Origin of the sequence: Thioalkalivibrio sp. ALJ2, assembly GCF_000378325.1 — a bacterium.
In the GTDB taxonomy this organism is placed as follows: domain Bacteria; phylum Pseudomonadota; class Gammaproteobacteria; order Ectothiorhodospirales; family Ectothiorhodospiraceae; genus Thioalkalivibrio.
Window position 1 is genome coordinate 178469 of sequence record NZ_KB899556.1, and the last position, 18252, is coordinate 196720.

Here is an 18252-nt window from a genome sequence, read left to right on the forward strand (position 1 = left end):
CCATCCGTGCGCTACGCCACACTGGCTGAATGGCTGGCCTTCCAGGAGCGATTGCACCCGGTGGGGATGGACCTCACCCTGGAGCGCATCGCCCTGGTCGCCGATCGGCTGGGGCTGCGTGGTCCAGGGACGCGCCGTACGGTCATTGTCGCGGGGACCAACGGCAAGGGCACGGTCACCACGCGCACGGCAGCGCTGTTGCAGGCCCAGGGCCTGAATGTCGGGCTTTTCACCTCTCCTCATTTGCTCCAGTACAACGAACGTATCCGCTTGAACGGCCGCCCGGCTTCGGACGCAGACCTGTGCCGGGCATTCGAGGCGATCGACCAGGCTCGGGGTAACGATTCGCTGACCTATTTCGAGTTTGCAGCCCTGGCTGCGGCCTGGCTCTTCCGTGAGGCTCGGGTCGACGTGCAGGTGCTGGAGGTCGGGCTTGGTGGACGGCTGGATGCTGTGAACATCTGGGATGCGGATGTGGCGGCGGTTACCGCCGTCGATCTCGACCACCAGGCCTGGCTCGGTGATTCGCGCGAGGTGATCGGGCACGAGAAGGCCGGCATCATGCGTGCGGGGCGCCCCGTGGTGCTCGGCGAGTTGTCGCCTCCCCAGAGTGTGCTGGACCATGCCCAGGCGCTTGCGTGTCGTACCGTCCGCCTGGGCCGCGATTTCGACCTGCTGGTTGAACAGGAGCGGCTCGTCTGGCGCTGGAATGGGGCCCAGGTCGAGTGGAATGTCCCGCTGGCGCGTGGGCTGAGTGGTGCGGCGCTGGCAAATACCGCCACCGCGCTGGCGGTGGTCGAGTCGCTTGGCATGGACGCCGGGCTGAGTGCGGCCACAATGGAGCGGGCTCTGAAGGTGCGCCCGCCGGGCCGTCTGCAGCGCCTGAATGGCCCGCCCGATTGGCTGCTGGATGTGGCGCACAACGCCCAGGCCGTCGCCGAGCTCGCCCGCTGGCTGCGCGAGAACCCGTCGGCAGGCCCGACCGTTGCGCTGGTGGCGGTGATGGCCGACAAGGATCGCAGTGCCATGTGGCGCGACCTGGATGGGCTAATCGATATCTGGATTCCGGTACCGCTCGATCTCCCTCGGGCCCTTCCTGCCTCCGATCTGGCCGGGGAGCTGGAACAGGTGGGTCAGTCCGGGGTCCGTCCGGCTGGCGATATCCAGCAGGCCTTGAAACAGGCCGCCGAATCGGCAGGTTCACAGGGTCGTTGCGTCGTATTCGGCTCGTTTCACACGGTGGCTGCGGTCCTTGAACAGGCACCGAAGCTGGCTGCTGCGGCCTTGAGAGAGTCACTCCCGGACTCAGCGGTAGCGGAGGGAGTGTGACATGGCGAGGCTGAAGCGGATCATTCGCCTTGCCCGGGCGGGCGCGTGCGGCGTAAGGTCGCTGGGAAGACCCGACGCACGGGACCCCAATGCGAACATGGCATGACCACCGATAATCCCATTCGCTTTCGCCTCACAGGCGCGGTGATCCTGATCGTGATCGCCGTGATCTTTCTCCCGTGGCTGTTTGATGGCGCGGGCTATGAACACATGAGTGGTATCGATGACCCGGTCCCCGATGCCCCGACCTTCGCCGCACCCGATATCGCGCTTCCTTCCGAACGCGAGGCAACGCCTCCGCGACCCGAGCGTGAGGGGGAAGGGGAGAGCCGAATTGCTGACCTGCATGCGCTGGAGAACGGCGAGGAGGGTCGAGAGACCGCAGCTGACAAGGACAATGGGCCGATCCCCGAACCAGTGGAAGCCGCTCCGGAGTCCAGGGCGATCGAGGCCGGCTGGGCTGTCCAGGTGGGCAGCTATCGGGACGGAGACAATGCGCGCGAGGAGGAGGCGCGCTTGCGCGAGGCCGGCTTGCCGGCGTTCATCGACGAGTCGGAGGCTGAGGGGCGCAGCATCTATCGAGTCAAGGTTGGACCGGTGGCGCAGCGCGACGAGGCCCAGAAGCTGGGCGAGCAGCTGAAGGACGAGCTCGATATTACCGGCATCGTGGTGACCTTCCCGTGAGGCCCGGGCATTCCACAAGCGCGGGCGAGCGCCTGCGAATTGCGATTCGCTGCGGTACACTACGCAGCCTTTTCGCACCCGAAGTCCGCCGCGCGTGAACTGGATCGACCTGGTCATTGTTGCCCTGATCGTTGTCTCGGGGCTTATCAGTCTGTTTCGTGGCTTCGTGCGCGAGTCGTTCTCGCTCGCGACCTGGATTGTGGGCATCTGGCTGGGTATTCGACATGCCGCCGAGGTTGCCGAAGTCCTGCCGCAGGCGCTGTCGGATGCCACTTTGCGCTTGGGCGTGGGGTTCGCGCTGATCTTCATCGGGGTCCTCATTGTGGGCGGCATTCTCGGAGTGCTGGCCAATCGTCTCGTACGCGGGAGTGGCCTGACGGGTACCGACCGCTCGCTCGGCGTAATCTTTGGTCTGCTGCGCGGGGTGGTACTGGTCGCCGTGCTGGTTTTCGCTGCGTCCCTGACCTTGATGCCCGAGGAGGGCTGGTGGGAAAACAGCCGCCTGATCCCCGAGTTCGAGCGTCTGGTCGACTGGATGATCGCGCAATTGCCGGAGGGCTGGCAGGAACAGATTGGTGAGCTGCTGGCCTCCGATCCTGTAGAACCGCCTCCGGATGCCCCTGCCGATGATGCGCCGGCACCACAACCCGAACCCCCCGCCGAAGATCTCTAGTCGATCGCCTTGATGGAGCCCTGAGCCGTATGTGTGGAGTAGTCGGAATCGTCGGGCGTGGCCCGGTGAATCAGCCGCTTTATGATGCCTTGCTGGTGTTGCAGCACCGCGGGCAGGATGCCGCCGGGATCGTGACCTGCGACGACGAGGGTCGGTTGCACCTGCGCAAGGACAACGGCCTGGTGCGGGATGTATTCAACGACCAGCACATGCAGGGGCTGATCGGCAACATGGGCATTGGTCATGTGCGCTATCCGACCGCCGGGAGCTCCAGTTCTGCCGAGGCCCAGCCGTTCTACGTGAACTCCCCGTTCGGTATTACGCTGGGGCATAACGGCAACCTGATCAATGCCCGCGAACTGAAACAGGCCCTGTTTGCGACTGATCGCCGGCATATCAACACGGATTCCGACTCCGAGATTCTGCTGAACGTCTTCGCGCAGGAGCTCCTGCGCTATCTGGATAACGGCCTGACCGCCGACTCCGTTTTTAACGCAGTCGAACGCGTGCACGAGCGCGCCAAGGGCGCTTACGGCGTGGTCGCGATGATCGCCGGGCGCGGCCTGTTGGCCTTTCGCGACCCGAACGGTATCCGTCCGATCGTCTATGGCTCGCGTGAAGCCGAGGAGGGCGGGCGAGAATGGATGGTTGCCTCCGAGAGCGCCGCGCTCGAGTCCCAGGGCTTCGAGCTGGAACGCGACCTGGCGCCCGGCGAGGCCGTGTTCATTACCCCCGAGGGCGAGGTCTCGACGCGCGTCTGCGCCGAGGACACCCAGCTCAACCCCTGCATTTTCGAGCATGTGTACTTTGCCCGGCCCGATTCGGTGATCGACAACGTGTTTGTGCACCGCGCGCGCATGCGCATGGGCACCGCGCTGGGCGAGAAGATCCGCCGCATCTGGCCGGATCATGACATTGACGTGATCGTGCCGATCCCTGATACCGGCCGCACCGTGGCGCTGGAGATGGCGCACGAACTGAACATCAAGTATCGCGAGGGGTTCATCAAGAACCGCTACATCGGCCGCACGTTCATCATGCCGGGCCAGACGAAGCGGCGGAAATCGGTACGCCAGAAGCTCAACGCGATTTCGCTGGAGTTTCGGGGCAAGAACGTGATGCTGGTGGACGACTCGATCGTGCGCGGAACCACCTCGCGCGAGATCGTCATGATGGCCCGCGAGGCCGGGGCCCGGAAGGTCTACTTCGCCTCCGCCGCGCCCCCGGTGCGTTATCCGAATGTCTACGGGATTGATATGCCCGCGGCGCATGAACTCATTGCCCATGGCAGAGACGAACAGGAAGTATGCGAGGCGATCGCCGCCGACCGCCTGATCTACCAGGACCTGGAAGATCTGCAAAAGGCCGTGCGGCGGGGGAACCGAAACATCGAGACCTTCGACTGCTCCGTGTTTACCGGCGAGTACGTGACTGGATTGCCCCCTGATTACCTCGAGTATCTGGCCTCGCTGCGGGGCGAAGGACTGGTGAATACGCCCGTGGCGGGCGAGGTGCTGGATCTGGCCAACAAGAAGTGACGAGAGAGTAGTGACCTTGCCGAGTTTGCAGTGGATCGAACCGGTCGTGGAAGCGGCGCGGGAACAGGCGGGAAGCGGCGAAGGTTTGCCGGCGGTCGTGGTGCGCGTGGACCAGCAGCGCCTGTACGTGTGGGAAGACGGCAAGGTCACGGAAATCTTCGATGTCTCGACCTCCGAGCGAGGCATCGGGAACCAGGATGGCACGTACAAGACGCCGCTGGGGCTGCATCGCATTGCCGAGCGCTTCGGCGATGGTGCCGAGCGCGGCACAGTGTTCCGGGCGCGCGCGAACACTGGCGAGATTGCCGAGATCCTGACCGGCGAAGGCGAGCGCAGCCAGCGCGACAACATCACCTCGCGCATCCTCTGGCTCGAGGGCCTGGAGCCTGGCCTCAATCGTGGGGGCAGCATCGATTCCTACCACCGCTACATCTACATCCACGGTACGGATGAAGAGGGGCGGATCGGCCAGCCGGCCTCCGTAGGGTGCGTACGTATGCGCAACGACGAGGTCATCGAACTGTTTCCTCGCCTCCCGGTGGGGACCCTCGTCGTGATCCTGAACGGCCCGGATTACGAAACCGGTCGTATCCTTCCGGTTTAGCACACGTCCGGCGGCCCAGCGCGGCTCGCGTTCGGCGTGATCCAGAAATCCCTAATTTTCTAACAATTTCCGAGGGAACTCCGTCAGCATCAGACGGCTCTCACAATAACCTGCGTTTGGCGTACGTGAATTCGCGGCAATCGCCTGATACAATCAGGGAATTATTCCTGACAACAACTGTCAGGTAAAAAGGGAATTATTCCTGACTATGATTGTCAGGAAAGGTGAACGGATTCGAATCTGTGAATGGATGTCGACCTCGACACGCACGATCACGGTTTCTCGGAGGCTTTAAGACATGAAACTCTCAACCAAGGGCCGCTACGCGGTGACCGCCATGATGGATCTCGCGATCCATGATCGGGTCGGACCGGTGACCCTGGCCGACATCTCGCAGTGCCAGGGCATCTCGTTGTCCTATCTGGAACAACTGTTTGCAAAGCTGCGCAAGGCTGACCTGGTGGAAGGCGTGCGGGGGCCCGGCGGCGGTTACCGCCTGGCCAAGCGTGCGGACCAGATCAGCATTGCCAACATCATCACGGCAGTCGATGAATCAGTCGACGTGACCCGTTGCAAGGGTCACAAGGACTGCCAGCATGGCGAACGCTGCCTGACGCACGAGCTGTGGGATGACCTGAGCCAGCAGCTGTACGACTTCCTCGACGGCATTACGCTGGCGCAGTTTGCCAACCGTCCGGAAGTGCAGAAGGTCGCTCGTCGTCAGGATGAGCGCCGCGGCGCGCGGCACCACTTCATCTTCCGTAACGACGCGGCCTGATAGCGGCCGGACGACCCAGCGGCCCGGGGCTCCCGGCGCCGCTGCGCAAGACCTGAAGGCCCGACCGGGTGCTGAATCCGGCCGGGCCTTTTCCATTGGCGCATCCTATGTCGTCCGCGGTGCAGGCTGGCCGACGGGTGGCTTCCGAAGGTCGGATGCAGCCAGGCGGCGCAGGGCCATCAGATGTCCGGCCCGGTCGTCGGGCCGCGCGGGCGCGAAGCGGGCCAGGTTGTAGTGCTCGGCGAAGGCGTCGACGATGGGCGCGAGATCGGGCCGTGCAGCCTTGATCCGTCGGGTCCAGGTGACGACGGGCTCGTGTGCGTGGCGGCCGAGTCCCGTCTGTTGGCGTTCGATGCGACGGGACAGGCGTTGCAGGAGTCGATCCGCTGCGTCGAGGGGACGACGAGGTCGGCGCCAGCCGGCCCAGGCCAGAGCCGCGACCGCCAGCAGCCCAAACCCCGCGCCCAGTGCCGTGACGATGTCGCGCCAGTCCGTTGCGTCGAGCCCGAAACGCGCGAAGAGCTCGCGCTGGCGCTCGGGATCGAATGCCAGCACCCAGCTCTCCCAGCGGAACCGGGCGAAATCGCGCCAGTCTTCGAACCCAAACCGAAGCTGTTGCACCCAGCCCAGCCCGTCACGGCGCAGGAAATCGGGCACGGATTCGCCCTCGCCACCGGTCAGGCCGCCAATACCGGCCTCGATGCGCTCCGGAGCGATCGCCGCGGTGGGGTCGACGCGAATCCAGCCCTCGCCATCCAGCCATACCTCGTTCCAGGCATGCGCGTCGGCGTTTCGCAGGCGCAGATATTCGCCCCGCTGCATCCATTCCCCGCCCTGGTAGCCCGTGACCACGCGGGTCGGGATCCCCGCCGAGCGCATCAGCACGGCGAACGCGGAGGCATAGTGTTCGCAGTAACCGGCCTGGGTTTCGAACAGGAACTGGTCGGTGACATCCCCCGCGAGGGTGGGGGGCTGCAGGGTATAGCGATAGGGGGCGGCGGCGAAGCGATCCAGGGCGGCCTGGATGATCGCGCGGTCATCATCGCCATGCGTGGCGCGCCAGAGGGCGACCTCGGCACGGGAGCGAGGGGCTGCGCTGGGTGGGAGTTCAAGGGCGCGTTCACGGGCGGAGCTGCTTAGGGCTTCCTCGCCACCCGGTGGGCGCGACAGGTCGGCCTCGGCGTCGTACTGGATGCGGTTCACGATGCGTCGATCGCGTATGACCTGATGGTTGTCGCGGTACTCGGCGTTATCCGGCAGCGAAACGGGATAGTCGAGCACCGGCAGGTAACGCACACGGGTGGGTTCCAGCGTGGCGGTATAGGCCACCACGTTGTCCGGGGCGTCGGCTTCCGGGACCTCGATGCTGGACTGGCCGCCTTCGGCCTGCCAGCGCCGCCCGTCAAAGTCCGTCATGACCAGTGCACGCCAGTACTGGGCTGGGGGCGGTGGCACGGTGTCGTGGAACTGGACGCGCATCGCGGTGGTTTGGTCTTGCAGGAGTTCCGCGATGTCGCCGGGATTCAGCTCGCCCGAGAGGGCCGTGGTGGCCACCTCGTCACGCTGCGGATCGCCCCAGAGTGGTCCCTGAACCCGCGGGAAGGCGAGGAACAGGATCAGCATGAACGGGAGGGCATGGACGATCATCCAGCCGGACTGCTTCGCCAGACGCCACCGTTCGAGGGCGCGTCCGGCGTGTACCTGGACCAGGGCGGCGGTCAGCAGCCAGGCGGACAGCAGGGACCAGGCGGCGATCAGCAGCGACTGATCGAAGAAATAGGTCGTGACGACCACGAAGTAGCCAAGGAATAGGCCGATCACGATATCCCGCCGGTTACGGGTCTCGAGCAGTTTGAGGGCCATCATGACCAGCAGTAGCGCGGTACCCGCCTCCTGCCCGAACAGGGTCCCGTACTGCAGAAAGGTCATTGCCCCCGCGAACGCGGCCAGAAGAGCCATCAAACCAAGGGCGGGCGGCTTGCGGTCGCGCAGATGGAGCCAGGTCCGCAGCAGGATGGCGGCCGCCACGAGCAACGTCACCCATGGTGGCTGGTGCCAGGCATGCGGGAGCGCGGCCACCGGCAGGGCCAGGAGGGCGAGTTCCAGGCCTCGTAGTTCCGGTGATCGGTGCTGGCCTGCGCGGTTCACTCCTTCGTTCTCCTGGGAGTTTCTGGGATCGGCAAGGGGATCGGCTCGAAGCGGAATTCGGCGAGGGCGCGAAGACCCCGCTCCCGCTGCGCCGGGCCTTGTCCGGGCGGGAGGATCTGGTCGGGCAGGCGCAGCCCCCAGGCGCGGCCTTCGGCCTCGGCGGCCAGGATCTGGTGGCAGAGCATGGAGAGGCGCGTCTCGGTGTCGCTGGCTGGCATGGAGGACCAGTCGATCCAGAGCGTGTCACGGCCTCCTGCGACCGTTTCGCGGATGTGCAGCTTGCCGGTGCGGGCCAGGGCCTTCCACAGGATCCGGCCGGGCGGGTCTCCGGGGCGGTACGGGCGGATGTGATCGGGTGTGGAGGCTTCCTGACGCCGCTGGGGGCCGGCTTCGTCTCCGAGACCGGTATGGGCGGCGCCCGGGTCCACGGGTTGCGGGTACACAAGGATTTCGGCGGCCAACCCAAGCCAGCTCCAGGCATTCAGGATGCCGAGCGGATACTGGGTGCCCAGGTGTTGACGGGGTAGCCGGTAGACTCCGCGGCCGAGCGGCGGGAGGGGCAGGCTGGCCACTTGCTGCCCGCGGGCCGGTACTGCAACGGGCACGCTTGTGTATTCGCCAATGCTCAGGTGCAGGGCTTCCCGGTCGCGGCCGCGCGTATCCTCCAGGCGCAGGGAGACGGACAACGGCTGTCCGGCGAACACCGGTGTGGTGGGCAGCGCCGACACCTTGAGCCCGAGCAGGTTGCGATGGGTATACCAGATGGCGTTATGGCCGATCCCGACCAGGAGAAAAGTCAGCAGGAACGCCATGTTGTTGGAGTAGTTGATCGCCCCCAGCAGCATCACCCCGAGGATCGCCAGGAGGGTGTAACCGGCCCGGGTCGGCAGGATGTAGATGCGGTCGCGGCCAAGCGTCGCCTCCGAGCCATCGTCGCGGTGGCGCCGCGTGATCCAGCGGATCACGCCTTCACGCAGGCGTTGCCCGTGCGATCGGAAGCGCTTGTGCAGGGCTAACGAACCGGCACGCATTCCAACAGCCGTTCCACCGTGCGTGCGGGGGTGTCCGGTTCGCGGGCTCGGATCCGATGGCCGGACACGGCCGGCAGGACGTCCGCCAGGTCATCCGGAGTGACGTAGTCGCGCCCATCGAGAAAGGCATGGGCCCGTGCGGCGCGCAGCAGGCCGAGCCCGGCGCGGGGCGAGAGCCCGTGGGCAAAGCGTGCGCGGTCGCGGCTCGCCTGTATCAGGTCCTGCAGATAGTCCAGCACCACTGGCTCGGCATGCACCTGGTTAATTCGGGACTGCCAGCCCTGCAGGTCCTCGGGTGTGACGATCGCGCTCGGGGCAGGATGGGCAACGGGTGCCGCCGCGCCACCGCCGCGTTCGAGCAACGCGCGCTCGGCACGGGCATCGGGATAGCCCAGTTCGATGCGCATCAGGAAGCGATCCATCTGGGATTCCGGCAGGGGATGTGTGCCGACCTGTTCTTCCGGGTTCTGCGTGGCGATTACGAAGAACGGTTGGGGCAGGGGGCGGGTTGCGCCCTCCACACTGGCCTGACGTTCTTCCATCGCCTCGAGCAGGGCGCTCTGGGTCTTGGGGGGTGCGCGATTGATCTCGTCGGCCAGCAGAACCTGGGTAAAGATCGGGCCGGGGTGAAAGCGGAACTCGCCGGAGCTCTGTTCGAACACCGACACCCCGAGGACATCGCCGGGCAGGAGATCGCTGGTGAATTGCACGCGGCGGTAATCGAGGTTCATCGCTGCGGCCAGTGCGTGCGCGAGGGTTGTCTTGCCAACGCCCGGCTGGTCTTCAATCAGCAGGTGGCCATTGGCGAGCAGGCAGGTCAACGCCAGCCGGACCCGATCGGGTTTGCCCAGCAGGATGTCGTTCAGCGCGCTTTCGACCTGGTGGAGAGCTTCGTTGGCCGCGGGCATTGGGCTCCTCGTGGTGGATGGTGTCGGGCGGAAAAGGGGCAGACCGATCAGCGTGATGCGTGGGAAAGATTTAAGCCCCGCTTCGCGTGCCGGGTGAGTTTGCGGCTACCATGGCCGCAATTGCCCCACGAGCGACAGTATGGACAAGCAGGCCGCCGATTCGGGCCAGACGTTTCACTATGATGCCACAGCCTCGCCGGATGCCCGCCTGCACCTGGCCGGTCGGCTGGACGTGCATGCAGTGGAGCGGGCCTGGTCGCCTCTGCGCCGCCGCGCCCGCGAGCTGGCCCAGGGTACGCAGGCTGCGGTGACGCTGGATGTCGGGGACCTCGAGTATTGCGATGGTGCCGGGGCGGCGTTACTCCATGCCCTGGAGCGCGATATCGAGCGGGTGGGGCGCAAGGTGGAGCTGGTGGGTGTCCAGGGCCTGGTGGAGGAGCAGCTAACCCCGTACCGAGAGCTGGAAACCGTTGAACCGGCACGTCACGAAACACGTGGGGGACTGTGGGCCCAGTCGCTGGAGGCGGTGTCCCGAGTCGGGCAGGCGGCCTATTCGCAGGTCGGGTTCATTGGCGAACTGACACGGGCCCTGGGTTCGGCGCTGGTGCATCCCCGCCAGGTTCGCTGGGGCGATACCTTCCGGGTCGCCGAGGCGGCCGGATTCCAGGCGCTGCCCATCGTCTCCCTGATTGCCTTCCTGCTGGGCGTGATCCTGGCATTCCAGTCCGCGATCGCGATGCGGCAGTTTGGTGGCGAGATCTTCGTCGCCAATCTGGTGGCGGTTTCGCTGTTCCGCGAGCTGGGGCCGTTGATGATGGCGATACTGCTGGCCGGGCGCTCCGGGGCGGCGTTCGCCGCCGAGATCGGCACGATGAAGGTGAACGAGGAGGTTAACGCCCTGAAGACGATGGGGCTCGACCCGGTTCGTTTTCTGGTGTTGCCCAAGGTGCTCGCCGGCATTCTGGTCGCGCCGTTGCTTGCGCTGTACGCGAACATGATCGGCCTGCTGGGCGCTGCAGTGGTGATGCAGGGCTTCGGGATCCCCTGGACGGCGTTCTTCAATCAGGTGACCGTCGCACTCAGCCTGTCGGATCTCTTCTCGGGGCTGTTCAAGGCCGTGATCTTCGGCCTGCTGATCGCGGGTGTGGGCTGCCTGCGCGGGCTGCAAACGGCGAGCGGGGCGGCTGCCGTAGGGATCTCCACGACCAGCGCGGTGGTGACGTCGATCATCCTGATTGTGGTGTTCGACGGCCTGTTCGCCGTCCTCTTCTATCACATGGGGGTCTGACGGGTGGCGAACGCAGAGCCGGTCATCAGGGTGCGCGACCTCACCATGGGGTTCGGTGACTTTGTGCTGATGCGGGACCTCGACTTTGACGTCCAGCGCGGCGAGATCTTCGTGATCCTCGGCGGCTCCGGGAGCGGCAAGAGTACGCTGCTCAAGCACATGATCGGACTGTACACGCCACAGAAGGGAAACATCTGGGTGGCCGGTGCCGACATCACCACGGCCGATGGCCAAGAGCGCGAGGCGATCCTGCGCCGGGTGGGCGTGATGTACCAAATGGGGGCGCTGTTTGGCTCCATGACACTATTGGAGAACGTCCGGCTGCCGCTGGAGGTCCATACCGACCTGCCACGCGAGGCGATGGACGCGATCGCCAGGGCGCGCCTGCAGCTCGTCGGGCTTGGGGAGTTCGCGGACTTCATGCCTTCGGAGATCAGCGGCGGCATGCAAAAGCGTGCGGCGATTGCGCGTGCGATGGTGCTGGACCCGGAAGTCCTGTTCCTGGACGAACCCTCCGCAGGGCTGGACCCGATCACCTCGGCGGAGCTCGACCAGTTGATCCTGCGGCTGGCGCGCAGCCTGGACATGACCATCGTGATTGTCAGCCACGAGCTGGCCAGTATTTTTGCGATTGCCGACCGGGTCATTATGCTCGACAAGGAAAGCAAGGGCATCGTTGCCGAAGGGAACCCGGCGACTCTGCGTGATACATCCGATCACCCGTGGGTACAGCGGTTCCTGCAGCGGGCCGATTCGGCCGACTCCGAAGAGAGATCTACATGAGTGCCCGACAACATTTTCGCCTGGGATTGTTCATCGTCGGTGGTCTGGTGGCGCTGGTGACCGCGCTGATCATCATGACCGCGGGCAATCTCTTTCGCGCATCGATCCCGATCGAGACCTACGTCGATTCATCCGTGCAGGGGCTGGAGATCGGTGCGCCGGTGAAGTTTCGCGGAGTGACGATTGGCGAGATCACCAATCTGGGCTTTACCTCGGTGGAATACCAGCAAGACGTGGACCCGCGCGAGCGCAAGCGCTATGTGATGGTCGAGGCCCGGCTCTGGCCGGACCGCTTCGCGGCTAGTGCCCGCGAGCAGGATTTCGAGGCGGAAGTCCTGAAAAACCTGGTGGAAGCGGGCCTGCGGGTGCGCATTGCGGCACAGGGCATCACGGGCATGAACTATCTGGAGGCGGACTTCTCCGATCCGGAAGAACACCCACCGCTGGAACACGACTGGGAGCCCCGGTCGATCTACATCCCGTCGTCCCCGAGTATCGCCGTGCAGTTCATGGAGTACGCCGAGAATCTGCTCAAGCGGATCGACGGGCTGGATATCGAGGGCACCATCGAGAACCTGAACACGTTGCTGGTGACCGTCGACGACACCGTATCCAGTCTGGACACTGGGGGGCTGAACCAGCGAGCTGATGACCTGATCTCGGAGCTCGAGCAGACCATGCGCACGGCCGATCGGGTAATGCAGTCGGTCGAGGCCCTGGTGGACCACCCGGACACACAGGCACTGCCCACCGAGACTCGCAAGGCGATCCAGGAGCTGCGTCGTACGGCCGAGGCTGCCGATGTCGCGGGCCTGGTCGAGCGCATGGACTCGATGGTCGAGCGACTGGATCGGGGCATGGATGTCAGCGAGTCGAAGCTGCTGGAGACCCTGGACGAGCTGCAAGGCGCGATCTCGGGCCTGCGCAGCCTGTCGGATGATGTACGCCGCAACCCCGGTGGCACGCTGTTCGGTGCCCCGCCACCGCGCAGCCGCATGGACGAGGAGTAAGCATGAACTGGTGGAAAGTGCCGATCCTGATGCTCGCCGCGCTGGTCCTGGGTGGCTGCACGCTGTTGCCGGACCGCGAGCCGCTCGATCGCTCCTGGTATCTGTTGGAGTTGCCGGACGAGCCACCCGCACGGACGGCGGAGGAGCCGGTGGCCGTCGAACTGGGGTCGGTCCGGGTCGCTCCGGCCTATGCCGGCAATGGGCTGGTGTACCGGCTGGGGAATCACCAGTATGAGTCGGATTACTACAACGAGTGGTTCCTGAAGCCGTCGGAGCAGCTTGAACAACTGCTGCGGGAACGCTGGACGCGCAATGATGCCGCGCTGGAGCTGGTCGACAACGCATCGGCGGTGCGTGAACAGGGGCGTCCTGCCGTGCGGGTCCATGTCCTGATCACCGCGCTGTACGGTGATCTAGAAGGGGCTGAAGCCGTCGAATCCAATGGGCTGGCCGTGACGGGGACCGGGCACATGGGTCTGCGCGCCCAGTTGAGCCAGGGCGATCGCAGTCGTCTGGTGCATCTGGAATCCGAGCAGGCGCTGGAGCGGCGCTCGGCCTCGCAGCTGGTGGGGGCTCTGTCGCGCGCGACGGCCGAGGTCCTGGCGGATCTGGAAGACGCGATTCTGGAAGATGTCGAGGCGGCGCGCGATGACTGATGTCTTCGACTTCTCGGTACCGGCAGCGGATGGCACCGAACAGCCCCTGGGGACGTATCGCGGGGATGTCCTGCTGATCGTCAATGTGGCCAGCGAATGCGGATTCACCCCGCAGTACGAGGGGCTGCAGGCACTGCAGGAACAGTTCGCCGGACGCGGCTTTCACGTGCTCGGCTTCCCCTGCAACCAGTTTGGCAGGCAGGAGCCGGGTGATGCGGAGGCCATACAGGCCTGCGGTGTGCGTTTCGGGGTCGAGTTTCCGGTGTTTGCCAAGATCGAGGTGAACGGCGAGGGTGCGCACCCGTTGTACCAGCACCTCAAGCAGCAGGCCCCCGGCGCATTGGGCACGCAGGGGATCAAGTGGAACTTCACCAAGTTTCTGGTCGGTCGTGATGGCTCCGTACTCGACCGCTTTGCGCCCCAGCGCAAGCCGCAGGACCTGGCCGACGTGATCGAGCGCGCACTCGCCGCACCGCGCCCGGGCGATGGCGGCTGAGGTCGCGTCCGACGCGCGGAGCATGGAACCCGGCGAGCGCGGTCCGGCGCCCACGGAACCCGGTGCGCATGCCTACTGGATGGATGTCGCCCTTGCGCAGGCCGAGCGGGCCGCGGAGGTCGGCGAGGTGCCGGTGGGCGCTGTTCTGGTGGATGCGGAGGGTTATTGTCTGGCCGTCGCCCACAACGCACCGATCGGCGAGCATGACGCCACTGCGCACGCCGAGATTAGAGTCCTCCGTAGAGCCGGAAAGCGGTGTTCCAACTATCGGCTGACCGGTACCACGCTCTACGTAACCCTCGAGCCGTGTTCGATGTGTGCGGGGGCGATGATCCACGCCCGGGTGGAGCGGCTGGTGTTTGCAGCTTCGGACCCCCGCACAGGGGCCGCCGGAGGCGCCATCGACCTGCTTCATCACCCCGCTCATAACCACCGTCTGGAATGCATCGAAGGCGTGGCGGCGAAGCGTTCTGCCGAGCTGTTGCGCAATTTCTTTCGTCTACGCCGAAAGCGTTAGATCCCCGTGATGTAAAGGCGTTGCCCGGCGGTACGTTGGGGCGCAGAATCAAGCAAATATGAGAAGGCGTTCACGTTCTGCACATCAACAGTGCGCGCGGATGCCGAGATTCTGTGTCCGGCCACAGGGGTGTACCGATTAGCCAGCCTCCTTCCAATGACGATCGCGGGGATCCTGTCCTGGATTCGGCCACGGGCACACCCGAGTCGGGGTCCATGGGCGATGTGGATGACCGCGAGCCGGAGTTCCCGATCGTGGATGGGGAGGGCCGTTCGGACAGCCTTCTCGGTGGATTGATCCTGATCGCCCGCATGCACGGGCTGCGTCTGACGCCGGATTCCGCGCTTGCGGGTCTTCCTCTGGACGACGGGCGGCTGTGCCCCTCCCTGGTCCCGCGTGCGGCACAGCGTGCCGGACTGACCACACGCACCGTCACCCGCGACGCCCGCGGACTGAAGGACGACCTGCTGCCCGCGCTGCTGCTGCTGGACCAGAACGAAGCCTGGGTGTTGGTCGGCTGGAACGAAGACAAGAGCGTGGCCCGAGTAATCGATCCCGAGCTGGGTGATGCGGTCATCGATGTGCCGCTGAAACGGCTGAAAGAGCGCTACGTAGGGCGGGCCATCTACGTGCGGCCCGAGTTTCGCATGGATGCCCGCGCACCGCGGGTCTCGAAGGAGAGCAAGGGGCACTGGTTCTGGCGGGTGATTCGCGAGAACCGGCCGCTGTATCGCGATGTGCTGATCGCAGCGGTGATGATCAACCTGTTCGCGCTGGCGATGCCGCTGTTCGTGCTGAACGTGTACGACCGCGTGGTCCCGAACCACGCGACCGAGACGCTGTTCATGTTCGCGGCGGGTGTTGTGATCGTGCTGATCGCGGACCTGATCCTGCGCACCATGCGCAGCCACTTCGTCGACAAGGCGGCGATGCGCGCGGACGTAAAGCTCTCATCGCACATCATGGAGCGTGTGCTGGGACTGCGCATGGAGAACCGGCCGGCCTCGGTGGGTTCGTTTGCGTCGAACATTGGCGCGTTCGAGTCGGTCCGCAGCTTCATATCGTCGGCGACGATCATCGCCTTCGTGGATCTGCCGTTTGCGTTCATGTTCATCGCCATCATCGCGTTGATCGCCTGGCCGCTGGCGATCCCCGTGGCCATTGGCGCGCTGCTGCTGCTGTTTTATGCCACCGCGATCCATCGCAAGCTGCACGGACTCGCCGAAGAGAGCTATCGCGTGGCGGCGCAGCGCAACTCGACGCTGGTCGAGAGCCTCACCGGTGCCGAGACGCTCAAGGCCCTTGGGGCGGAGGGACGGGTGCAGGCGACCTGGGAACGCGCCACGACGCACCTGGCCCGGACCAATGCGCAGAACCGACTGCTGACCGCAAGCGTGACGCACACGGCAATGTGGGCGCAGCACACGGTCGGCGTTGCCATCATCGTGCTCGGTGTGTTCCTGCTGATGGAGGGAGATCTCTCCATGGGTGGGCTGATTGCCGCCTACCTGATCTCCTCGCGCGCGATGGCGCCCATCAGCCAGACCGCCGGGTTGCTGATGCAGTATCACCAGGCCTCGACCGCGCTCGGTTCGCTGAACGAGATCATGGCGCTGCCGGTCGAGCGCCCGGCGGACTCGCACTTCCTGAGTCGTGATCGCTTCGAGGGCGCGATCGAGTTTCGCAATGTCGGCTTCGCCTATCCCGAGTCCGCCACACCGGCGTTGCAGGGGGTTTCGCTGAAGATCGAGGCGGGCGAACACGTCGCCGTGCTGGGTCGCGTGGGCTCGGGCAAGAGCACGCTGGCCAAGCTGATCATGGGCCTTTATCAGCCGACCTCCGGGGCGGTACTGGTGGACGGGATTGACGTACGCCAGCTGGACCCGGCTGAGCTGAGGCGGTCGCTGGGCTATGTGGGCCAGGAAGTCACGCTGTTCTACGGGAGCCTGCGCGAGAATCTGGTGGCGGCCGATCCTCTGGCCAGCGACGAGGCGATCCGCAAGGCGATCGCGATCTCCGGGATCGAGGACCTGATTAACACCCACCCAGAAGGTGTCGATCTGCAGGTCGGGGAGCGCGGGGGCCGGCTTTCGGGAGGGCAGAAGCAGAGTGTTGGTGTGGCGCGTGCCGTGTTGCACGAGCCCAGCATGCTGTTGATGGACGAGCCGACAAGCTCCATGGATAACTCCACCGAGCAGGGCATGAAGCGCCGTCTGGCGGAATTCATCCAGGGGCGGACGACCGTGATCGTCACGCACCGCACCTCGCTGCTAGAGCTGGTGGACCGGATCATCGTGCTGGATCAGGGCCGTGTGGTGGCCGACGGGCCGAAGGAGCAGGTGATCCAGGCGCTGCGGGAAGGCCGCGTGGGCAAGGCGCAGGCATGAGCAAGCGCACGCGCAGGGACGGCCAGGGATTCGAGGCGCTTGGCCGCGGTATGGATCAGACCGGAAAGGTTGGTGCACCGATGGTGGACCGCATCTTTCGCCCGTGGCTGACCAAGGGTGGTGGCGACCACCGCAACTGGGCATCGGACGCCGACTGGACGCAGATACAGGAGCGTCCGATCCGCGCCCGCGCGCTCCTCTACGGGATCCTGATTACGCTGGGCCTGCTGGTTTATTGGGCCTCCGTTGCTGAGATTGACGAGGTGGCCCGCGCGGATGGGCGGGTGATCCCGTCGCAGAACCTTCAGGTGCTGCAGTCGATGGACGGGGGCGTGGTCTCCGAGGTCCTGGTGCGCGAGGGGGATGTCGTGGAACAGGGCGACGTGCTCGTGCGTGTGGACCCGACGCGGTTTTTGTCCGACCTGGGCGAGGCGAGGGCGAGCGAGTTCGCGTTGAAGGCGCGCCGGGCGCGCCTTATGGCGCTGCTGACGGAAACCCCGTTCCTGATCACACCAGACCTGCAGGAAGGGCCGCAGGCCATCGTCGAGCAGGAACAGCAGCTTTACGAAGAAAGCCTGGATGAGCTGCGCTCGCGAATTCGCATTGCCGAAGAGCAGATGCGGCAAAGGCGCGAGGAGCTGAACGAGGTAAGGGCGCGCCGCAGCCAGGCCATCCGTGCCCTGGAGCTGGCCAGTCGAGAGCTGGAGGTGACCGAACCGCTGGTGCAAAGCGGGGCGGTATCCGAAGTGGAGATCCTGCGCTTGCGCCGCGAGGTCTCCAACGCCCGCGGCGATCGTGATCAGGCAACGGCGCAGATTGCCCGTCTGGACGCCGCGATCGAGGAAGCGGAAGAGAAGATCCGCGAGGTGCGGCTGAATTTCCGCAATCAGTGGCGTTCGGAGCTCGCCGACACCCTTGGGCGGCTGCAGGAGCTGGCCGAGGGCACCGAGGGCCTGGAGGATCGCGTGCGGCTGTCCGAGGTGCGATCACCCATGGCGGGGATTGTGCAGCGGATGTTCATCACCACGCGCGGTGGCGTGATCTCGCCTGGGCGCGAGGTGGCCGAGGTGGTGCCGCTGGAGGACGAATTGCTGATCGAGGCGCGGGTATCGCCCCGTGATATTGCCTATCTGCGCCCGGGGCTTAACGCCAAGGTGAAGTTTACCGCCTATGACTTCGCCATCTACGGCGGCCTGGATGCCACCGTGGAGCACATCAGTCCGGACACGATTACCGACGACGACGGCAACACCTATTACAAGGTCCGCGTACGAACTGAGGAAACCGGGTTCGACGAGGAGCATCCGATCATGACCGGGATGGTCACGCAGGTGGATATCATCACCGGGCGTCGCACCATCCTGCAGTACCTGCTGAAGCCGATCCTCCGCGCGGGCGAGCTGGCTTTTACGGAGCGCTGAG

The 18252-nt window shown here is 65.3% G+C and carries 17 protein-coding genes; 14 read left to right on the forward strand and 3 right to left on the reverse strand.

What is annotated here, in order from left to right; all coding sequences use genetic code 11:
• Positions 1–6: 6 nt before the first annotated feature.
• The 6 genes from F468_RS0108085 (at position 7) to iscR (ending at position 5606) form a co-directional block, all read left to right on the forward strand.
• Positions 7–1329: a folylpolyglutamate synthase/dihydrofolate synthase family protein gene (locus tag F468_RS0108085; RefSeq protein ID WP_018994924.1), complete on the forward strand. Its 1323-nt coding sequence runs from the start codon at positions 7–9 to the stop codon at positions 1327–1329.
• A gap of 102 nt (positions 1330–1431) precedes the next feature.
• Positions 1432–2013 (forward strand): SPOR domain-containing protein, encoded by a 582-nt coding sequence (locus F468_RS0108090; protein WP_018139353.1) that lies wholly within the window; start codon positions 1432–1434, stop codon positions 2011–2013.
• Positions 2014–2107: 94 nt separating this feature from the next.
• A complete protein-coding gene (locus F468_RS0108095) occupies positions 2108–2686 on the forward strand; it encodes a CvpA family protein (protein WP_018139354.1) in 579 nt (192 codons plus the stop codon).
• A 29-nt stretch (positions 2687–2715) separates the two neighbouring features.
• Positions 2716–4224: an amidophosphoribosyltransferase gene (gene purF, locus F468_RS0108100; RefSeq protein ID WP_018994925.1), complete on the forward strand. Its 1509-nt coding sequence runs from the start codon at positions 2716–2718 to the stop codon at positions 4222–4224.
• Between the two features lie 10 nt (positions 4225–4234).
• Complete coding sequence (locus F468_RS0108105; RefSeq protein ID WP_018994926.1) at positions 4235–4828, forward strand: L,D-transpeptidase; 594 nt, start codon at positions 4235–4237, stop codon at positions 4826–4828.
• 298 nt (positions 4829–5126) lie between these two features.
• Positions 5127–5606: a Fe-S cluster assembly transcriptional regulator IscR gene (gene iscR / locus F468_RS0108110; RefSeq protein WP_018139357.1), complete on the forward strand. Its 480-nt coding sequence runs from the start codon at positions 5127–5129 to the stop codon at positions 5604–5606.
• A 105-nt stretch (positions 5607–5711) separates the two neighbouring features.
• Here the strand turns inward: iscR and F468_RS0108115 are convergent, their stop codons facing one another.
• The 3 genes from F468_RS0108115 to F468_RS0108125 are packed head-to-tail and all read right to left on the reverse strand — an operon-like array spanning position 5712 to position 9693.
• Positions 5712–7754: a DUF3488 and transglutaminase-like domain-containing protein gene (locus F468_RS0108115; protein ID WP_018994927.1), complete on the reverse strand. Its 2043-nt coding sequence runs from the start codon at positions 7752–7754 to the stop codon at positions 5712–5714.
• The gene (locus tag F468_RS0108120; RefSeq protein ID WP_018994928.1) at positions 7751–8785 is read right to left on the reverse strand and encodes a DUF58 domain-containing protein; all 1035 of its coding nucleotides are present in this window, start codon (positions 8783–8785) and stop codon (positions 7751–7753) included. The genes F468_RS0108115 and F468_RS0108120 overlap by 4 nt, the downstream gene beginning before the upstream one ends.
• Positions 8767–9693 carry a MoxR family ATPase gene (locus F468_RS0108125; protein WP_018139360.1) on the reverse strand — a complete coding sequence of 309 codons (927 nt, stop codon included), beginning with the start codon at positions 9691–9693 and terminating at the stop codon, positions 8767–8769. Before F468_RS0108125 ends, F468_RS0108120 begins: the two co-directional genes overlap by 19 nt.
• Before the next feature lie 139 nt (positions 9694–9832).
• Here F468_RS0108125 and F468_RS0108130 point away from each other — a divergent pair, with 139 nt between their 5' ends.
• The 8 genes from F468_RS0108130 to F468_RS0108165 all read left to right on the forward strand — a co-directional run bounded on the left by F468_RS0108130 (position 9833) and on the right by F468_RS0108165 (position 18251).
• Positions 9833–10981 carry an ABC transporter permease gene (locus F468_RS0108130; protein ID WP_018994929.1) on the forward strand — a complete coding sequence of 383 codons (1149 nt, stop codon included), beginning with the start codon at positions 9833–9835 and terminating at the stop codon, positions 10979–10981.
• A 3-nt stretch (positions 10982–10984) separates the two neighbouring features.
• Entirely contained in the window at positions 10985–11764 is a 780-nt protein-coding gene (locus F468_RS0108135; protein ID WP_018994930.1) for an ABC transporter ATP-binding protein, read from the forward strand.
• A complete protein-coding gene (locus F468_RS0108140) occupies positions 11761–12774 on the forward strand; it encodes an MlaD family protein (RefSeq protein WP_018994931.1) in 1014 nt (337 codons plus the stop codon). The genes F468_RS0108135 and F468_RS0108140 overlap by 4 nt, the downstream gene beginning before the upstream one ends.
• 2 nt (positions 12775–12776) lie before the next feature.
• Positions 12777–13430, forward strand: coding sequence for an ABC-type transport auxiliary lipoprotein family protein (locus F468_RS0108145; protein ID WP_018994932.1), 654 nt, complete (start codon positions 12777–12779; stop codon positions 13428–13430).
• Complete coding sequence (locus F468_RS0108150; protein WP_018994933.1) at positions 13423–13926, forward strand: glutathione peroxidase; 504 nt, start codon at positions 13423–13425, stop codon at positions 13924–13926. The genes F468_RS0108145 and F468_RS0108150 overlap by 8 nt, the downstream gene beginning before the upstream one ends.
• Positions 13916–14443, forward strand: a complete 528-nt coding sequence (tadA, locus tag F468_RS0108155) for a tRNA adenosine(34) deaminase TadA (protein WP_018994934.1) — start codon at positions 13916–13918, stop codon at positions 14441–14443. Before F468_RS0108150 ends, tadA begins: the two co-directional genes overlap by 11 nt.
• A 215-nt stretch (positions 14444–14658) precedes the next feature.
• Positions 14659–16830: a type I secretion system permease/ATPase gene (locus F468_RS0108160; RefSeq protein ID WP_012982712.1), complete on the forward strand. Its 2172-nt coding sequence runs from the start codon at positions 14659–14661 to the stop codon at positions 16828–16830.
• On the forward strand, positions 16827–18251 hold the full coding sequence (locus F468_RS0108165) for an HlyD family type I secretion periplasmic adaptor subunit (protein WP_012982711.1): 1425 nt from the start codon (positions 16827–16829) through the stop codon (positions 18249–18251). Before F468_RS0108160 ends, F468_RS0108165 begins: the two co-directional genes overlap by 4 nt.
• Position 18252 lies beyond the last annotated feature (1 nt).

What these genes read in the sequence shown, in the direction of transcription:
- F468_RS0108145 (WP_018994932.1), top strand. Translation starts at nt 12,777, where the DNA reads ATGAACTGGTGGAAAGTGCCGATCCTGATGCTCGCCGCGCTGGTCCTG.
- iscR (WP_018139357.1), top strand. Translation starts at nt 5,127, where the DNA reads ATGAAACTCTCAACCAAGGGCCGCTACGCGGTGACCGCCATGATGGAT.
- F468_RS0108090 (WP_018139353.1), top strand. Translation starts at nt 1,432, where the DNA reads ATGACCACCGATAATCCCATTCGCTTTCGCCTCACAGGCGCGGTGATC.
- F468_RS0108130 (WP_018994929.1), top strand. Translation starts at nt 9,833, where the DNA reads ATGGACAAGCAGGCCGCCGATTCGGGCCAGACGTTTCACTATGATGCC.
- tadA (WP_018994934.1), top strand. Translation starts at nt 13,916, where the DNA reads ATGGCGGCTGAGGTCGCGTCCGACGCGCGGAGCATGGAACCCGGCGAG.
- F468_RS0108140 (WP_018994931.1), top strand. Translation starts at nt 11,761, where the DNA reads ATGAGTGCCCGACAACATTTTCGCCTGGGATTGTTCATCGTCGGTGGT.
- F468_RS0108165 (WP_012982711.1), top strand. Translation starts at nt 16,827, where the DNA reads ATGAGCAAGCGCACGCGCAGGGACGGCCAGGGATTCGAGGCGCTTGGC.
- F468_RS0108160 (WP_012982712.1), top strand. Translation starts at nt 14,659, where the DNA reads ATGGGCGATGTGGATGACCGCGAGCCGGAGTTCCCGATCGTGGATGGG.
- F468_RS0108125 (WP_018139360.1), bottom strand. Translation starts at nt 9,693, where the DNA reads ATGCCCGCGGCCAACGAAGCTCTCCACCAGGTCGAAAGCGCGCTGAAC.
- F468_RS0108150 (WP_018994933.1), top strand. Translation starts at nt 13,423, where the DNA reads ATGACTGATGTCTTCGACTTCTCGGTACCGGCAGCGGATGGCACCGAA.
- purF (WP_018994925.1), top strand. Translation starts at nt 2,716, where the DNA reads ATGTGTGGAGTAGTCGGAATCGTCGGGCGTGGCCCGGTGAATCAGCCG.
- F468_RS0108120 (WP_018994928.1), bottom strand. Translation starts at nt 8,785, where the DNA reads ATGCGTGCCGGTTCGTTAGCCCTGCACAAGCGCTTCCGATCGCACGGG.